At 46.5% G+C, this 18245-nt stretch carries 14 protein-coding genes; 9 read left to right on the forward strand and 5 right to left on the reverse strand.

Features of this window, described 5'->3' with window-relative positions; translation table 11 throughout:
• Positions 1-30 precede the first annotated feature (30 nt).
• Positions 31-1854, reverse strand: a complete 1824-nt coding sequence (locus DP923_RS10325) for a BamA/TamA family outer membrane protein (RefSeq protein WP_125047701.1) — start codon at positions 1852-1854, stop codon at positions 31-33.
• Positions 1855-2183: 329 nt separating this feature from the next.
• Between DP923_RS10325 and DP923_RS10330 the strand changes: the two genes are divergently transcribed.
• The 7 genes from DP923_RS10330 (at position 2184) to DP923_RS10360 (ending at position 9930) form a co-directional block, all read left to right on the forward strand.
• Entirely contained in the window at positions 2184-3449 is a 1266-nt protein-coding gene (locus DP923_RS10330) for a putative DNA modification/repair radical SAM protein (RefSeq protein WP_112305784.1), read from the forward strand.
• Between the two features lie 92 nt (positions 3450-3541).
• Positions 3542-3679 carry a hypothetical protein gene (locus tag DP923_RS16705; RefSeq protein WP_165838176.1) on the forward strand — a complete coding sequence of 46 codons (138 nt, stop codon included), beginning with the start codon at positions 3542-3544 and terminating at the stop codon, positions 3677-3679.
• Positions 3680-3688: 9 nt separating this feature from the next.
• Positions 3689-4462 (forward strand): TIGR03915 family putative DNA repair protein, encoded by a 774-nt coding sequence (locus DP923_RS10340; protein ID WP_112305786.1) that lies wholly within the window; start codon positions 3689-3691, stop codon positions 4460-4462.
• A gap of 186 nt (positions 4463-4648) precedes the next feature.
• A complete protein-coding gene (locus DP923_RS10345; RefSeq protein ID WP_239021004.1) occupies positions 4649-5017 on the forward strand; it encodes a hypothetical protein in 369 nt (122 codons plus the stop codon).
• A 274-nt stretch (positions 5018-5291) separates the two neighbouring features.
• Complete coding sequence (locus tag DP923_RS10350; protein ID WP_112305787.1) at positions 5292-7277, forward strand: DUF3857 domain-containing protein; 1986 nt, start codon at positions 5292-5294, stop codon at positions 7275-7277.
• A gap of 91 nt (positions 7278-7368) precedes the next feature.
• Positions 7369-9264: a DUF3857 domain-containing protein gene (locus DP923_RS10355; RefSeq protein ID WP_112305788.1), complete on the forward strand. Its 1896-nt coding sequence runs from the start codon at positions 7369-7371 to the stop codon at positions 9262-9264.
• Between the two features lie 156 nt (positions 9265-9420).
• Positions 9421-9930, forward strand: coding sequence for a GNAT family N-acetyltransferase (locus tag DP923_RS10360; RefSeq protein ID WP_112305789.1), 510 nt, complete (start codon positions 9421-9423; stop codon positions 9928-9930).
• A 63-nt stretch (positions 9931-9993) separates the two neighbouring features.
• Here the strand turns inward: DP923_RS10360 and DP923_RS10365 are convergent, their stop codons facing one another.
• The 4 genes from DP923_RS10365 to DP923_RS10380 all read right to left on the reverse strand — a co-directional run bounded on the left by DP923_RS10365 (position 9994) and on the right by DP923_RS10380 (position 16326).
• On the reverse strand, positions 9994-12069 hold the full coding sequence (locus DP923_RS10365) for a ComEA family DNA-binding protein (RefSeq protein WP_112305790.1): 2076 nt from the start codon (positions 12067-12069) through the stop codon (positions 9994-9996).
• The gene (locus DP923_RS10370) at positions 12066-12899 is read right to left on the reverse strand and encodes a PorV/PorQ family protein (RefSeq protein ID WP_112305791.1); all 834 of its coding nucleotides are present in this window, start codon (positions 12897-12899) and stop codon (positions 12066-12068) included. The genes DP923_RS10365 and DP923_RS10370 overlap by 4 nt, the downstream gene beginning before the upstream one ends.
• A gap of 273 nt (positions 12900-13172) precedes the next feature.
• A complete protein-coding gene (locus tag DP923_RS10375) occupies positions 13173-13703 on the reverse strand; it encodes an REP-associated tyrosine transposase (RefSeq protein WP_112305792.1) in 531 nt (176 codons plus the stop codon).
• Positions 13704-13995: 292 nt separating this feature from the next.
• Entirely contained in the window at positions 13996-16326 is a 2331-nt protein-coding gene (locus DP923_RS10380; RefSeq protein WP_239021005.1) for a S46 family peptidase, read from the reverse strand.
• Between the two features lie 98 nt (positions 16327-16424).
• On the opposite strand from DP923_RS10380, the gene yidD reads away from it, so the two are divergent.
• Both yidD and DP923_RS10390 read left to right on the forward strand, forming a co-directional pair.
• Positions 16425-16646, forward strand: coding sequence for a membrane protein insertion efficiency factor YidD (yidD, locus tag DP923_RS10385; protein ID WP_112305793.1), 222 nt, complete (start codon positions 16425-16427; stop codon positions 16644-16646).
• A gap of 99 nt (positions 16647-16745) precedes the next feature.
• Complete coding sequence (locus DP923_RS10390; protein WP_239021006.1) at positions 16746-18224, forward strand: DUF5687 family protein; 1479 nt, start codon at positions 16746-16748, stop codon at positions 18222-18224.
• Positions 18225-18245 lie beyond the last annotated feature (21 nt).

An 18245-nucleotide genomic window follows, 5' to 3' on the forward strand; every position in this document is an offset into this window, starting at 1 on the left:
CGTTATACTTGCTAAAGTATGGCTTTCGGCTTACCGGAATTCGGCCACACCCGGGCGGGTGAAGCGAAAATCGGTAAAGTCGTAATACGAACGCGAAGTGTTAAAGATTCTGAAATCACTTAAATCTTCGTTCACCGGCAACCGTGGATAATAACTGAAAAGAAACTGAATAGTACTGAAAGAAAGGTACTCGTTGCGCAACCTGAACCCGATACCATAGCCTCTGTAAGGTGCCTCCTTGAAAGGCGAACTTTTGTTGCCGGTAGAAAGCCAGGCAAGGTCGGCAAATAAAACACCAGCCAGTCTGAAGCCGAACAGCGAGAAAGGCGTATACAGATTGGCTTCATAGTTTAACGATACGCGGCGGGTGCCACGCACAAACTCTGACCTAAAGCCGCGCAAACCGTTTTCGTTGTTGATGGATAGCATTTCCTCGGGGTTGCGGTTAATGCCAACGGTAGCGTGTCCGAGCAGGTAATGGCGCAGTTTCCAGTTGCCACGCTCATACAATTTAGTAAAGTATAACGATTGCACATCCAATACACCCTGTTCCCAGTTGCCGTTCCGGATAAAAGAACCATAAGAAGCACCACCGTACAAATACCCAAAGGAAGGTGTATACTTTGCAAACGAAGTGGTAGCGCCAAAGTAACGCCTGTACGAACTGCCTTTCTCGTACCCTGCCGTCAGCGACACAAACGTACCAACCGGAATATCTTCGGTTCTACCAAAACCAAACAGGAAACGGTCTTTATAATACTTCCGGATACTATAGCCCACACTGCCCAGCAAAATAGTGTTGTCATCAAAATTCTCGGTTGGCTTCTTTTTGTAGTTGGTGTTGATCATCCGGAGGCCAACAATGATGCGGCCTCTGGCTTCGTAGCCCAGGTTATAGGATTTCGGTTTAAAGGAACGGGCCAGCCATACATCGCGCCGGTCGTAGCCCAGCGTGCCATAACGTGAAAGGGTATCGTTATCAATGGGTGGCAGCAGAATACGCTCTTCCACACGGCCCAGCCCGATCGCGCCTGCATACTTGGTATTAGTCGAGAAAAAGTCCCTTCTCAGGAAAAAGCTGCGTTCCTGGTAATAATTCTGGTTGGCGTAAATCACCTCAGCCGATAAGTAGGAATTACTGATGTTCTCGACCAGGTAGGAGCCGGAGAACTCCCATGAGCGCGGCGCATCCAGGCCGAAGCGGTAATTGGTGCGCAGCTGGTGCCCCTGGCCCAAAAAGTTAAGTTCGCGTAACGCAATGCGGCCCGACCCGGATGAGGGTGTAAAAGAGCCCGAGCCGCCTAAACTAAAAATATCCCGCGTTAGCACAAACACATCCACGCTGTCATCTGAGGTTGTGATTTCGTTTACAACAATGCGGGCATCCAGCAAATAATCGGTCTGGCGCAGCAAACGTTCCGATTCGATAAGATCGAGAGGCTCCAGCGGCTGTGCGGTTTTAAAAAGCAGTTTGTTCCGGATAAGTCCCTGGCGGGTTTTTACATGCAGCGAGTTGCCGGCCTTCTCAAAAAAGTTGCGGGGCACACGCGATGTATCGTTTACCGAATAACCAAAGGCATTCATGTTCAGAATATCCACACGGCGAACAATTTTATAGGTATGCCTTTCAAATTCCCGCTCGATCAGTTCCGCATCCAGGCCATATACCTCTTCAGGCTTCCTATCGAACACAAGTATGGCTTTCAGGAGTTTGCCCATAATGGTTTTGCGCTCCGACATCTGGCGCAGGTTGTTTATGATCCGTTGGTCGAAAGGCTGGAGAACCGTATCGGCAGGGGCGATTACCTGTGAGGAATCCGGAGGAGAAATGGGCTTTGTTTTCTCCTGAGCCACACTGCTAACCGCAAAAAGCAGGCATAAGCTTGCCAAGCAAATGCAGCGGTAACAGATTGATAGAGGGCGTAAAAGGAGCATGTAGAATATACAGTAGGGCAACAGCTACTAAAAAACATCTCAAGTTAATGCTTTAGCCTGAAAGTTTGGATAGCTTATCTGTGTTATACGCATACAACGTAAAACATCTACTTTTTGCTATAATACTAACTAATTTAGTTTTATACACAATGTTGATAAGGTTGTGTATAAGTTATTGCTAATTATATTGGTTAATCTAAAATCGAAGTTGTATCTTTAAACCATCAAAAGCCTTGAAAAGCAGAACGATGGACGACAGAATAATTGAGAAGCTAAGTATATTAGCAGATGCAGCAAAGTATGATGTTTCCTGCTCTTCGAGTGGCGGAAAGCGCAAGAATGAGAACAAAGGCTTGGGTAATGCGGAAGGAATGGGTATTTGCCACAGCTACACCGAGGATGGCCGATGCGTTTCTTTATTGAAGATCCTGCTTACCAACCATTGCATTTACGATTGCGCTTATTGCATTACACGGCGCAGCAACGATGTGAAACGGGCTGGCTTTACAGTACAGGAAGTGGTAGACCTGACCATTAACTTTTACCGCAGAAATTACATCGAAGGGCTTTTCCTGAGTTCAGGTATTTTTAAGAATTCCGACTATACCATGGAGCGCCTGGTGCGTGTGGCTAAAAAGTTGCGCCTCGAGCATAAGTTTAACGGTTATATCCACCTGAAAACAATACCAGGTGCAAGCGAAGAGCTTATAAAAGAAGCCGGTTTGTATGCTGATAGACTGAGCGTGAACATCGAGTTACCATCCGATAACAGCTTGCAGCAACTGGCGCCTGAAAAAAGCTATGCGCAGATTCTGCAGCCGATGAAGGATATTAAAAACCAACTGGTGCAGGCTACGGAAGAGAAAAAACTTTTCAAATCGGCTCCGGTTTTTGCGCCGGCCGGCCAAAGCACGCAGCTGATTGTGGGCGCATCCGCAGAAAACGACAACCAGATTCTGCAGCTTTCGAGTTCGCTTTACAAAGATTACAACCTGAAACGCGTGTATTACTCCGGTTATGTGCCTGTGAGCACCGACAGCCGCTTATCCATACTTACTGAAACGCCGGTTATACGGGAAAACCGCATTTACCAGGCCGATTGGCTTATGCGTTTTTATGGCTTTGATGCAAAGGAGTTATTGGATGAGCAGCACCCGAACCTGGACCTCGACATTGATCCTAAACTGAGCTGGGCGCTACGTAATCCGCACAGTTTCCCAATCGAGCTGAACACGGCTGATTATGAGATGATATTGCGCGTGCCAGGCATTGGCGTAAAATCAGCCAAGAAAATTGTATCGGCGAGGCGCTTTGCACAACTCAACTTTGATCACCTGAAGCAAATGGGCGTGGTACTGAAACGGGCCAAATATTTTATTACCTGCCAGACCAGGAGCCTGAACCGCCGTGATTACGATATGCAGGAGATACGGAACAGAATTTTATTTGGTGATGGCTCTGTCAGGAGTGCTTTACTTACCCAACAGCTCGACCTGTTTAAGCAGGTTAGCTAAACTTAATTTATAAAACGATGGCGACAGCAAATAAGAATTCAGGCTTACCCACAACACATACGAAAACCAATCAACCTAAAAAAGTTATTGTTATGAGAAAGAACCAGAAAGTAGCCAGTATATCGCTTTGCTGCAAACTAAACATGCTGGTGCCACAGTTAAAAAGCCTGAACGCCAGAATGCAACAGGAACGCAACGACAAAGCCCGCAATCCTCATACTTCCAACTAAAGTATAAGCATGTATCTGTACACTTACGATGGTACGTTCGAAGGGCTTTTAACCGTTGTTTTTGAAGCATATGAGCGCAAAGCCTGGCCAACCAGCATTGTAAAGGAAGAGCTAGCGCAGCCTTTTATGTTCGGGGAAACGATTACCGTTGTAGCAGACGAAGACAAAGCAAACCGCGTCTGGAAAGGGTTACAGAAGAAACTATCAGTCGGGGCTTTACAAGCACTCTACCATACTTACCTGTGGGAGCAGGCCAATCTGGAGCAGATCATTTTCGATTACATTAAACTTGCGTTCGATACCAGCGAAAGTATAGAAGGAAATTACGCCGCCTTGTGCGTGCTGCAGGTGCAGCAGGCTGCCAAACAAGTGCACCGCGAAAAACACCGGATGGAAGCGTTTGTGCGTTTCGAGAAAACAGCCGATGAGCTATTTTACGCTACCATTTCGCCAGACTTTAATGTGCTGCCCCTTATCATCCGGCACTTCGAGAAAAGGTATGCCGACCAGCGTTGGGCCATCTACGATACCAAACGTGGTTTCGGCGCTTATTACGATTTAACTTCCGTATTGCTGGTAAACTTTGAGCATGCGCCCAGCCGCTACCGCGTTTTACCGCAAGGCGTGCTGGCCACCGACGAAGACAAGTATAAACAGCTCTGGCAAGTATACTTTGATAACGTAAACATACCGGAACGCAAAAATCCCAAACTGCACCTGCGCCACATACCGAAGCGCTACTGGAAATACCTTTCCGAAAAACAGCCCCGCATGCTGCTTTAAACAGGCAAACAACTTATTTTAAAGTGATATATGAATTAAAGTGCAGGATAACTTGTACTAATATGTAACTTGGAACGTTTATAATACGTAAAAAAGGCTATATATAATTTTAATTGTACTGCCAATAATGCCAGCAAGCTAGTTGTAAGGCTGCAGCAGATATCTATCAACTTTAAACTTTGCCCTATGAACACACGAGTACGCAAAAAATTGATTCAGGTAGCCCGCGGGAGAGCAAACGTTATGACCTACCAGAACCTAATCTACGAAGCAGAACTCGGCCTGAACCTGGATAATCCGTCAGAAAGAAGCTTATTGAACGAAGTAATAGCCGAAATATCGGAGCAGGAACACGCAGCCGGCCGACCTTTATTAAGTGCATTGGTGCAGGTAAAAGGCTTAAAAAACCAGGGAGATAGTTTTTTCAGGCTTTGCGAGCGTTTAGGGTACGGCAGTTGGAAAGACCTGAAGCGTAACGCAGAATTTATACAATCGCAGCGCGATGCATGCCGCAACTTCTGGCAGGATAGCACTAACTTTAGTTCTTATTTATAAAAAGTAACTTCATTATAAAAAAGGCAGCCTATACTTATAGGCTGCCTTTTTTTATGCTTACACGTTAACTTCAAAGCAATCTAAAGTATAGCTAGCAGGCATCACTAAAAAGAATGGGTAAAATTGGGTAAGTATAACAATTATACTTTTTAATATAGAAATATATACTTTAATTTATCTTTAAGGCATTTACCTGATCCTCAATAATTAGGAGCAGGGTTCACAGAACAATACGCTTGTTGTATTAAGCCATTTTACTCTTCAAAGTTTCCTGATGCTCACACGTCTACTTTCCCCAATTTTAATTTTTACAGCACTATTACTGGGCTGTTACCAGCAAGCCATTGCGCAAAATGCCAAATATGGCAAAGTAAGCGAAGATGAGCTTAAGATGAAACAGTACGAGAAAGATACGACCGCGGCTGCAGTTATACTTTCGGATATCGGATCGTCGCGTTTTTTGTTTGCAAGCAAAGTACAGTTGATCACCGATCGCCATATCCGAATTAAGATATTAAAGAAATCCGGTTTCGACTGGGCTAATTTTTCTATCCCATTCTATCAGAAAAACGCTGATAAAGAAAAGGTAACCAGCATAAAAGGTACCACTTTTAACCTCGAGAGTGGTGCCATCACCAAAACCAAGCTCGAGAATAAAGCTATTTTTGAAGAGCAGCGAAACGAGAACTGGCTGGTAAAAAAGATAACGATGCCAAACGTAAAGGAAGGTTCCGTTATTGATATCGAATACACGATCACATCCGATTTTGTTTACACCTTACGCGAGTGGGAGTTCCAGACAACCATCCCAACCTTATGGAGCGAGTACCGCGCCGAAATTCCGGAATATTTCGATTACAAATTCCTGATGCAGGGCTATAATCCATTATACAAATCGGAGAAAAACACCAGGACAGATAGAGTGGCTGATCCAAAATCCGAATCGCCGGAGATGAAGAAAAATGCCTATGTGTGGTGTATGAAAGATGTGCCTGCCCTGAAAGAGGAAAAGTATATCACCACGCTGTCGGATTACCAATCTAAAATTGAGTTTGAGTTGCAGGTGGTCAGATACCCGGGGCAGCTTTCCAAAACCATGACCGGCGACTGGGACCAGGTAACCAAAGAACTGCTTGCCTCCGAAAGGTTTGGAACACAACTTAACCGTAACGGCTATTTTAAAAACGAGATTGCGGCCATTTCTGCAATACATAAAACCCCGCAGGCCCGCATAAACGCCATTTACGAGCTGGTTAAAAAGCAAGTAAAATGGAATGGTAAGTATGGCATTTACACCAACATCCCGCTCCGCAAAGTATTTGAAACCAGGACAGGAAGCGCCGCCGAAATAAACCTGATGTTAACCGCTATGTTGCTGGAAGCTGGTTTTGATGCAGCGCCTGTTTTAATCAGCACACGCAGCAACGGCCGTCCGCACGATGGTAACCCAATGTTAACAAAGTTTAACTACGTGGTTTCGCTTATAAAAATAGATGACAAAGAAGTGATGCTGGATGCAACAGATCCGTTGCTGCAGGCGGGTATGTTATCGGTGCGCTGCCTGAACGGCATTGGCCGCCTCATTAAAAAAACCGACCAACGCTGGGTAACACTCACACCCAGCCTGCCATTTGTAAAAGTATTTACAGGCCAGGTAACCATGCAGCCAAATGGCGATATGGTTGGCAAAGGCACCGAATCATCGAGCGGGTACACGGCGCTATACTTGCGGCAGGAAGCACAGGAAAACGGAGAAAACAAGCTTGCTGAAAGTATAGGCAAGGCAACCGGCAACTACAAAATCGGAAAACCCGAGATTAAAAATTTAGGCGATGTAGACAAATCGCTGGAGATAACTTATGAGGTAACTGCCTCCGGAAATGGCCAGATTAACGACGTTATTTACCTGAACCCGATGTTGGGATACGCTGAAAAAGAAAACCCTTTTAAAATGACAGACAGAACCTACCCGGTAGATTTTGCTGCGCCGATAGATGAGACTTTTATTTGCAGCTATGTAATACCGGATGGGTATAAAATGGATGAAGCTCCGAAAGACATGAACCTGGTACTGCCTGAAAACAGCGGACGTTTTATGTATATGGTGCAACAGCAAGGCAATGTGATTCAGGTGATGAGCAAGATACGGATAGCAAAGCCAATTTTTTACGCCCAGGAATACGGTAACCTGAAAGAGTTTTATAACCAGATTGTAGCGAAGCACGCCGAGCCACTGGTTATTAAAAAAGCCGCTCAGTAAGCTACCGTTTATACTTTTAAAAGCGCTGCCGGTAGTATAACCTATACACAGGCAGCGCTTTGTTTACATTTCATACTTAGTAATTGATACCATGCGTTTCTGGACGATCATTTTATACTTTTTGGCAAGCGCTGCCGGGCTTCAGCAAGTGGCTGCGCAGGCAAAGCTTAACCTCTCCGATAAAGCAAATATTATCATTCGCAGCGAGGAGACCGTTTTTACTGTTAATGCCGTTAACAGCGGTACTACCAACTACAAAGTAACGGCTACCATCCTGAACGAAAAAGGCCGCCACCGCAGCTTTGTACAGGTGCCTTATGATAAACTCAGCAAAGTAGATTACCTGAAGGGCACGCTCTACAACAAAGATGGCAAGAAAATAAAATCGCTTAAAAACAGCGAAATAAAAGATGTAAGCGCTATTTCTGATTTTTCTTTGTTTGAAGATAACCGCGTAAAAATTGCCGACCTCAGTTATGTCGAGTATCCTTACACGGTAGAGTTCGATTACCAGGTTACGTCTTCTAACATGTTGTTTTACCCGATCTGGCGACCACAAGACGAAGAAAACCTTGCCGTGGAGAAAGCTTCATTCCAAATTAAAATTCCGGCGGCATTAAAACTGCGCTACACCGAAAAAAATCTGAAAACGAAAGTACAGCAGCAAAGTACCGCCACCCACCAGGTATACAACTGGCAGGTCGAGAACCTGGCTGCGGTTGTAGCCGAACCGCTTGGCCCCGGCCTGAGCGAACTCATCCCTGAAGTACGCACAGCTCCCTCTAATTTTGAAGTACAGGGCTACGCTGGTAACATGGATACCTGGCAGAACTATGGCCACTGGCTGAATAAACTCAATAAAGACCGCGATGCGCTGCCGGAAGCTACCAAACAAAAACTGAAAAGTATGGTAGCCAATGCCAAAACCGAGGAAGAAAAAATTAAGATCGTTTACGATTTCCTGCAACAGAAAACGCGTTATGTTTCCATACAATTAGGTATTGGCGGCTGGCAACCTTTTGAAGCTACCTTTGTGGATGCCAAAGGCTACGGCGACTGCAAAGCCCTGACAAACTACATGCAGGCTATGTTGCAAACGGTAGGCATCCCTTCCTACCACGCGGTAATACGGGCCGGCGAAAACGTACCGGATATTAAAACCGATTTCCCGAGCAGCCAGTTTAACCACGTTGTTTTGTGTGTGCCGATGCCGCAAGATACGGTATGGTTAGAGTGTACGAGCCAGACAGTAGCAGCCGGTTATATGGGATCGTTTACGGGCGGCCGCCATGCACTACTGGTAACACCGGAGGGCGGCAAACTGGTAAAAACGCCTGCTTACAAAGCCATTGATAACACCCAGAAGCGAACCATACTTGTAAAGCTTGATGAGAAAGGAAACGCCAAGGCCAATATAACTACACTTTTTACCGGAACCCAACAGGAAGACCGCGATCAGGTCATGCAAAGTATGGCACCCGATGCGCAACGCAAATGGCTGTATCAGCAGATCGCAATTCCAGCCTTCGAAATTAACACTCATGGCTTCAGCCAACAAAAAGCACGTTTGCCGCAACTCACCGAAAAACTTGAGCTTACGCTGCGCCAATGCGGCACCATGAGCGGCAAGAGAATGTTTGTAGCGCCCAACCTGATGAACAAATGGACCTACACACCGGAAGACAAGGAAAACAGGCAAACCGATATTGTGCGCAGAATGGGCTTTCTGGATGTGGACTCGGTTGAGTTTGAGCTACCGGAAGGCTATGCACTGGAGCATAAACCACAGGACATCAGCCTTACGTCTGAATTTGGCAAGTATACGGCAAGCACAAAAGTAACAGGCAACAAGATCAGCTATACACGCACGCTACAGATGGGAGATGGCCGGTTCAAGCCTACCGCGTATGCCAAGCTGATCGAGTTTTACAACAGCATTATCAAAGCCGACAGCCAGCAGATCGTTTTCGTGAAAAACACCCTTTAACCAGGTTGATCACAAATCTATAAAGAACATAAATAAGAAGTATACTGCGTTATAAGTTGACGTTAGTCTTCGTAAACCATAAAAAAAGCATCAGGTATCGTATAAATTTATTCGTTACCTGATGCTTTTTTTATGAATTTTTGCCTTTTTTAAGTCATGAAAACTGTTGTCGCTACTACCAAAATTACTACGCTGCTGCCGGAGCATTACGGGCAGGTGAAAGCAGTCTATGAACTGGGCATGGCTACGAACCTGGCCACACTGGAAACCCATGCACCCGATTGGGAAACCTGGGATGCCAAGTTTTTGCCTTCGTGCCGATTAGTTGCTCTGCAGGAGGATGTGGTAGTAGGATGGGCTGCACTTACGGCCGTATCAGGCAGGTGCGTGTACCGGGGCGTGGCCGAAGATACCGTTTACATTCATCCAAAGTATAGCGGGCAGGGCATCGGGCATAAACTTTTAAACGAGCTGGTAGCCTGTTCCGAAGAAGAAGGATTCTGGACATTGCAGGCAGGCATTTTTAAAGAGAACGAAGCAAGTATAAAGTTGCACGAAAAATGCGGTTTCCGGATAGTGGGTTTGCGCGAACGCATCGGACAATTACATGGCGCGTGGCGCGATATTTACCTGATGGAAAGGCGCAGCTTAAAAACCGGACTTTAAGAGTATGAAAATCTGTTTTTTATACTTTGAACTACTCTACCCAATAGCTGCTAATTATACTTTCTAAAACCTGTACCGCACCTGCGCTTTCACATCCGATCTGCGTGCACCCTCAATCGTATCTAATCCGGAGCCAACGCTATCTTGGTTTCGGTAATGCATGAAGCCATACTTTACCCAGAAATCTAGATCACGTAGCGGGCTCAGCTGCACCAGCAAGTATAAACGTGTGCCTTTCCCGCTGAAAGCTGGAATGGAGAAAGCTCCCAGTACATCGCGCTCAAAAGTATACTGGCGTGTGTCGTAATTATCCGTATCGAAAATGGCGTAGCGTGTACTCAACCGGATGCGGTTAAAATCAAAGTTAATGTCCTGCGCAATTAAATAGCCGGTGGTCGGAGCGGCGTTGTGTTCAAAGCTACTGAACTGTACCCTCGATTTAAGCTGCACTGTTTTAGTTGGCGCGAACTCATAGTATAAAAGATAATTCCGGCGGAGTGCTTGCGCCACGTAATCGATTTTAGTGTCGTTATTGGGTGCGTTCAGGCCTTTGCTTTCTGTCCGGAACTGGGCGTACAGCGAGGTCTGGCGGTTTGGTTTAAAGTATAAACGCAGCAGATATTCGTTTCCGTAAGAGGGTGCATCCACGCGGTAGCGCAGCCACGGAAATCGGAACCTGTCGTAGTAAGCAGTAAGCTCCCATTTGGCAAAAGGCTTTAGTTTGATGCCGGTATAAAATCCCTGTTCGTTAATATTGCGACTGCCTTCTCCGAAAGCGCCGCCGTAGGAAGTATGAAAACTGCGGCCATAATACCGGTACAGCATTGCAAGTTCTACTTTATTGGATAAGTTGGCTATAAGGCCATTGACGCTCCCCACGCCGCCGCTTTTGCTCACAGCCGTCTCCCCGAACACGAATACATTCTGCCAGGTATAGCTGTAATTGGTGCCGAGGTTGAAGTTACTTTTGCCACCAAACTCGAATTGCTGGTAAGGCGCACCTGCTTTTCTGATAGCCGAACTGTAATGCGTGCCTAACCCCGTAATACCAATCTGCAAACTGTTGTTGCGGCTCAGGTAACTGATGTTGGTACCGAAAAGCTGCTCCCGTGCGCCGCCTTTATTTGCCAGCTCATTTGCCGTCCGGTGGAAGCCTGTGGTCTGGATGCCAGTAAAGAAGTCTTCCGAATTGGTTGCTAAACTATCCTGCTGTACCTGCACATTGGCATCCACGCGCTTGTTCGAGTAAAAGCCCGTTACATTGATTCTGCCCAACGTATATGTTGCCGCCGCTCCCCTGAAATACGCATACTCCAGCACAGAGCTGTAAGGCCGGATGCCCAGATTTGCCCTGCTGATGGTTGTGATGGTTTCGCTGCCCTTGCCCACACTATAACCCGATGATAGCAGCAAACCCTGCCCGATCTGGAGTTGGTAATCACCTATAGCAATAGTTTTAAACTTGCCTTTGTTGTAGAGCTGCAGGTGGGCCGTATAAAAATCGAAGCCATACTGGCGTGTGCCGGGGCGCCAGGTAAATTGCTCTCCGGCGTCTTTTTCGGCGGTAATGCCCAGGCTATAATCACGGGTGTGGCTGTTGCGGTAGCGCAGTAAGACTTTGTCAGGTGAGCCCAGGTAACGACTTCCTTCCCCGGAAGTATAGCCGCGCCTTTGCTGCAAAGTACGTTCGTACCGAAGTATAAGTGCGTTGTTATCTTCGCCTATCACCCGTTGCCAGAGCGGCCGTTGATCCGAGTTCAGGCCGGCATCGTCTACCCGCACAAAAGCAACAAGCTTGTAAATGGTCACCAGATCGAAATCGGGGATGGCTTGCAGTTCGTAGATACTGATGAGTTTGCCGTTTTCCTGTTTATACTTTTGGAGCGAAGCAATTTGCGGCCGCGAAAGTATGAACAGCGACGCCAGCTCTTCGGAAGTGGCCGTGTTCAGGTCTAAAGGGCGTTGGTAGTATTGAAAAAGTGTTTCGTAAAAATCTTCGTAGGGGATGTTCTCGTCTTCCTGCTGCCCGAAAAGCTCCTGCACAAACAAATCAAAATCGATGTTGCGGCGCGGAAAATCCTGTGCGTTCGCGCTTTGTAAAGTATAGATCAGGATAAAAGAGAGCGCCCATACTTTCATAAAGCCCCTTTCCGTAAGGTATAACCAACAGATAAATGGTGGCTGAAACCAAGCAACGTAGTAGAACCAAATGCATAATCAACAGCAAACTGCCTGGCCAGAAAGCCTGCCCCAAACGTAGCTTTATTGGTAAGCGAACTAAACCCGGTGCGAAGTATAAGTTTCTGAAGTATGGCCTGGTACTCGATGCCTGCTTTAAAATCTGCGTCAAAGTCTATATGCTTTTCGGTTTCGATGGCCAGCAGCAGTTTTTTGTAAGGCCTATAGGCGATGCCGGCTTTCATGATGGTGGGCAGGCGTTCGTCTTCAAACTGAGCAAGTTTGGCCTGGTTCAGGTTATAAGCGTAGGCACCAAAGTATAAATCAGGTATGATTTCAGCCTGTCCGCCCACCGAAAAAGTTAGCGCTTTCCGGCTGCCGTAACCTTCTACGGCTACTTGCCATACTTCCGCTTTCGCGCCTAAACTGAACTGCCCCAGCTTATGTGCCCACCCAAAACCGATGTGTTGCTGGTTGTACAGTTCATCTCCGAACCGGCTCAGGCTTATGCCATAGCTGCCATACTTTGTAGTTGGATATACTCCTTGAAAAGCGACTGTCGTAAATGCCCGCACCCCAAAACGGCTTTCGGCATACGCGCCCAGTTGTGGTTGTTCAAGGCTCGCAATTCCAGCAATGTTATTATTTAGAGCCCAGAGATCGGGAAGTGTAACGGAAGCGTTGCCCAGTGCGGCGGCGCGTGCTCCGGTTGGCGCAACAACCTGCGCCTGTAGCAGGCAAGGGAGCAGGAAAAGTATAAAGTATAAGCTGCGTCGTAGAAGTTTAACCATCCCATCTTGCTTAGTACCTGTGTATTACAAAGTATGCTGTACGAAAGACGGATGGTGTAGGGAGAAAAATTTAGTTAAGTTTTGTGAAAATTCTTGCCTGGAGGGCAGAGGAGTGTTTGTGTATAAGAATTTCTATGGCGCGAGCGTCTTCACTCCTGACTTGTAATAGTGGGGCCTCTGGCCCATACAGCAATAACATCATATTTAAAGCCCTCGCTCGCCTCTGGCGAGTGTGAGCTACTTTGGGCCTCTGGCCGCTAATGTGTATTGATACTAAATTTCCATTACTTTGAGTGGGCTTTCAGCACATGCGCTACTGTGGAAATAATATTCCGGCTCTATTACTATTCCTGCCTTTACCGGGTTCATATGGATGTATTTTTTCTTCTGTTCTATAACTTCAGCTGAATAAAGTAAAGTAGGGTGATTGGTATATTGCCAGAAGTGGTATTTCCCGTACTGTTTATTTTTTAAGGCGAAGTGCTGGAACATAGCAAGCATCCACTCTTTTCTGCTTTCCTGCGGATTTGATTCAATAGCAGCAATTATTTTCTTGGCAGTATAACTTTTAAATCTTTTTAACAGCTCGCCTAGGTCTTTTTCCTGTCTTCTGGCGATGAGGTGGAGGTGATTGGTCATGATAACATAAGCATAGATCTCAAGCCCCTCCTTACGTTGACAATAGTCTAAATTCTCAACCAAGATATCTTTATATTCCCTTCTTGTAAAGACATCTATCCAGCCTACTACCGACAGGGTTATAAAGTATAGTTCATCTTTATGAGCTTTGCGGTATTCACTCATGGAGGCTTTGTTGATTCTAGTTAATTTAAAGTACGACAAGTAATCAATAAAGGCTTAAGCGGCCAGAGGCCGAAAGTAGCTCACACTCGCCAGAGGCGAGCGAGGGCGGTGATTTTATACTTTTCTGACATAGTCTGAATACGCAAGCAATTATAGTTAGATTAAATGCGAGGGCCAGAGGCCCCATTATAGTAAGTTACGAGCGAGGACGCTCGTGCCAGACTGTACCTCAAAACAAAAAACGGCGCTGAGATTGCTCCCGGCGCCGCTTTCCAAAGTATGAAATGTATACTTAGTCTTTGATCTGAAGTTTAACCTTCACATCTCCTTTTTTCTTTTCGATCTTGAACTCGTCCTTGCCGTTGTTCAGGTTCTGTTTTGCTTCGGTCATAACAGCATCCAGCAGTTCGGCCTGTGGCGTATTTCCCTTTGAAACAGAAGCAGAAGCGGCATCGGCAGGGCCCGGGCTTGGCTTGTCTACAATCGTCATTTCTGAGATCAGGTTGTTGGCACCGGCATACTTTTCGATGATGAATAACAGGTAACGTGAGTCCATGTTAATACAACGCTTGTAATCGGCATCGTATACCAGGTCACCGGTCATTGCTTCCCAGTTGCCATCAAACGCAAGGCCTGTTAACTCGCCACGGCCGTTGATAACCGGAGAACCGGAATTACCACCCGTGATGTCGTTATCGGTGATAAAGTTAACCACCATTTCGCCTTTCGAGTTGGCGTAACGGCCGTAGTCCTTCTTGTTGTAAAGCTCCTTTAATTTAGCCGGAACCTCAAACTCTTCGTTGTTCGGGTCTTCCTTGGCCATCAGGCCATCCATGGTAGTGTAGTAGTTGTATACCACGCCATCCTGCGGGCTGTAGTCTTTCACGGAGCCATAGCTTAAACGCAGCGTGGAGTTAGCATCCGGGTAAAATACTTTATCCGGGTTCATCAGGCGCACGCCGGCTACATACAAACGGTTTGCTGTTGCCAGTTTTGCATTGGCTTCGTCCAGCTTTGGTTTGATGGTGGTCAGGTAGTTTTCCAGGATAGAATTTACGATCGCGAAAGCAGGATCAGCCTCCAGTTTTTTCTGCGTCGGGTTCTTCAGGAAAGCTTCTGTTTTCTGCTTGTTCACTACAAACGAGTTGCTGTACACATGGTCGGCCAGCTTGTTGAAATCGCCTTTATACTTGGCAACCATCGCTTTGAAAGCGGCCGGCTGCTGGTCTTTGGCAATATCTTCGGAGTAGAACTTCATCATGGCAGCAAATACCTTTTTGTCGGTAGCGGCATTGTAGTCTTTAAAGAAACCATCTAAACGGCCCTGTAAATCCTGAGCGGCTCTTTGCGCAGCGGCGGCATCACCAGATTTAAGCGCGTTGTTAAGTGCAGAAAAACGGTACGCCATCATCAGCGACTCGGTGCCTAAAACTGTTTCGTTCAGGTAGATGTTGTGCAGGTTATACTTTTCGATGGTGTTGTAAGCAGCCGCGATCTCGTTCAGAACATTGCCATAGGTAGCTTTGCGCTGTGCATCGTTTGCCCACGCCTGGAACTTGTCTTCATCAACCAGTTTGCCTTCGATGGTGTGCATGCGGGTAATACCTTCGTTCTGGCCGATAGAGTATTTGTAGTAGTTGGCAGTAGAAGCATACTTAGAAGCATACTGGATGCGGGTAGCATCTGCTTTGTCCATGTCTTCTTTCCAGAGGGCCAGTTTACGCTCACGCAGTTTAATACGCGATTTGTTTAGCTGATTAACTTCCAGTTTCAGGCCATGCGAGGTCATGAAACGCTTGGTACGGCCCGGGAAACCGAATACCATTGAGAAATCGCCTGGTGTTTTATCTGCAATGTTGATCGGCAGGTGGTGCTTTGGCTTGTAAGGTACGTTGCTCTTGCTGTATGCAGCAGGCTTGCCATCAGCAGCCATGTATACCCGGAACATAGAGAAGTCGCCGGTGTGGCGTGGCCACATCCAGTTATCCGTATCTCCGCCATACTTACCAACAGAAGATGGAGGCGTACCAACTAAACGAACATCCGTGAAGCGCTCGTAGATGAACAGGTAAAACTCGTTTCCGTTGTAAAAATCACGTACATAAGACACGTACTGGCCATTGTTGCCTGCCTCTTTCGAGATAGCTGCCATGCGTTCTGCAACCAGTTTAGCGCGCTCAGTTTCTGATGTAGAAGCCGTAATGCCTTCCAGCACTTTGCCTGTTACATCATCCATGCGCACTAAAATATCAACAAATAAGCCTTCGTTCGGTAATTCCTGGTCTTTGGAAGTTGCCCAGAAGCCGTTAGTCAGGTAATCGTTTTGCGGGGTAGAGTTGGCCTGGATGGCGCCGTAACCACAGTGGTGGTTGGTCAGCAGCAAGCCTTCCGGCGAAATGAACTCACCTGTACAGAAACCACCGAATTGTACGATCGCATCTTTCAGGCTCGAGTTGTTTACAGAGTAAATTTCTTCGGCAGTAAGCTTTAAGCCTTGCTTCTGCATATCTGTATGGTTCAGACGCTTAATAAGCATAGGCAGCCACATACCTTCGTCTGCTTTAGCGGCGAAAGGCGCGCTCAGCGAAACTAAAAGTAAGAGAGAAAGGATTCTTTTAAACATGAATATGTGTTTAGATAAGTTAAACTGCTGCTAAATTAGCAAAAAAAATGCGTCCTCTTGCTAGCAGGCAGGAATTTAAGCGTATACCAACCATCGTTATGACCTGGATTTTAAAGAATTTTTTGCTGGCACTGATCTGGGTTTACCAGCATCTGATTTCCCCGCTCACACCATCTGCTTGCCGCTATACGCCCACCTGCTCTACGTATGCAGTGCAGGCTGTAAACAAGTATGGCCCTTTTAAGGGAGGCTGGATGGCCCTGAGACGCATCGGCCGTTGCCACCCCTGGGGCGGAAGCGGTTATGACCCGGTTAAATAACTACCATTTTTGAGTTGCAGATGGTGGGAACCGGGATTTATATTTGCCCGCCCGGTGGGTTCTTCTTATATTTAAAGTATACAATATACTGCTTTTTACATGAGTATACTTTTTACGCTTCTCCGGCAGCAATGGAAAGAAAATAAACGCTCTTCCGTTTTCCAGAAAAACCTGGGCATCAATATTTTTATTGGGTTGCTGGTTTTATACTTTGGCGCGATCTTTTTGTCGCTTGGCTTTTTGGCGGACAACCTGCTGGCCGAGTTTTTCCCTGACCAGAACGTAGTTACCGCTTTTAACAGTTTCCTGCTGTTTTATTTCCTGACCGATCTTTTTACGCGGTTTATGCTGCAGGAACTTCCGGTGCTGGCCATTCAACCTTACTTGCACTTGCCCGTCCCGAAAAGTAAACTCATTCATTTTGTGCTCCTGAAATCGGTTACGAGCCTGTTTAATTTTATTGTGCTGCTGGTTTTTGTGCCTTTTATGGTAGAGGCGGTTATTCCGGCGCACGGCGCTTGCATGGCGGCGGCATGGTTAGGCGCGCTTATGGGTATAACGCTCGTAAATAATTTCCTGCTGCTCTATTTTAAACGATTGCTCACCAGCAACCCACTTTATACTTTGGTGTTCGGGTTAGCAATTGCCAGCCTGATGCTGCTGGATTACATGGGCGCTATTTCGTTGCGGATAGCTTCTTCGGAGGCATTTGGCGCTGTGTTAGCGCAACCCTGGCTGGTAGCTGTTCCGGTGCTGCTGCTGGTGGTGGTTTATACGTTAAATTTCCGTTACTTAAAAGGGCATTTGTACCCCGAAGAGCTGGCCGTGCACCAAACTAAAAATGCAAGCAGCAGCAATTTCAGCTTCCTCGACCGTTTCGGAATAACAGGCAAACTGATCGCGTTGGAGTTAAAATTGATCTGGCGGCACAAACGCACAAAATCAACGGTTCTCCTGTCCAGCATTTTCCTGTTGTATGGCTTTCTGTTTTACAAGGATAGTTACCTGGATGGCTTCGCGATGTTGCTGTTTGTAGGCGTTTTCACGACTGGTATGTTTATGTTTAACTACGGACAATTTATACCTGCCTGGCAAAGTGCCCACTTCGATGCGTTGCTAACCAAACGAATTTCGCCTTACCAGTTTTACCTGGCCAAGTTCTGGTTGTTTATACCGGTTATGGGCCTTGCTTTCTTAGTTACCTTGCCCTACGGCCTCATCAGTTACAAAATCATACTTATCAACCTGGCTGCGCTGCTCTTTAACATGGGCATCAATGTGTTCATCGTATTTTACTTTTCGGTATTCAACAGCAAGCGCTTGGATCTGGCCAAAGGTGCCTCGTTTAACTGGCAGGGCGTGGGGGCTTCTAATTTTATACAAGGCATTCCGTTGCTGCTGTTGCCGCTGCTTATTTATGCGCCTTTCGGGTTCTTGGGTATACCTTACTGGGGCGTTTTCACGATTGGGGCGCTGGGCTTGGTTGGCTTTATTTTCCGGAAGCAACTGCTTTTGTTAACGGTAAAACGCTTCGAGGAGAACAAGTATAAACTGGCTACCGGTTTCCGGGTAAGCTAATGCTGGTTTTCTGAAGTATAA

This window comes from Pontibacter arcticus (assembly GCF_003284895.1).
Lineage (GTDB): Bacteria > Bacteroidota > Bacteroidia > Cytophagales > Hymenobacteraceae > Pontibacter > Pontibacter arcticus.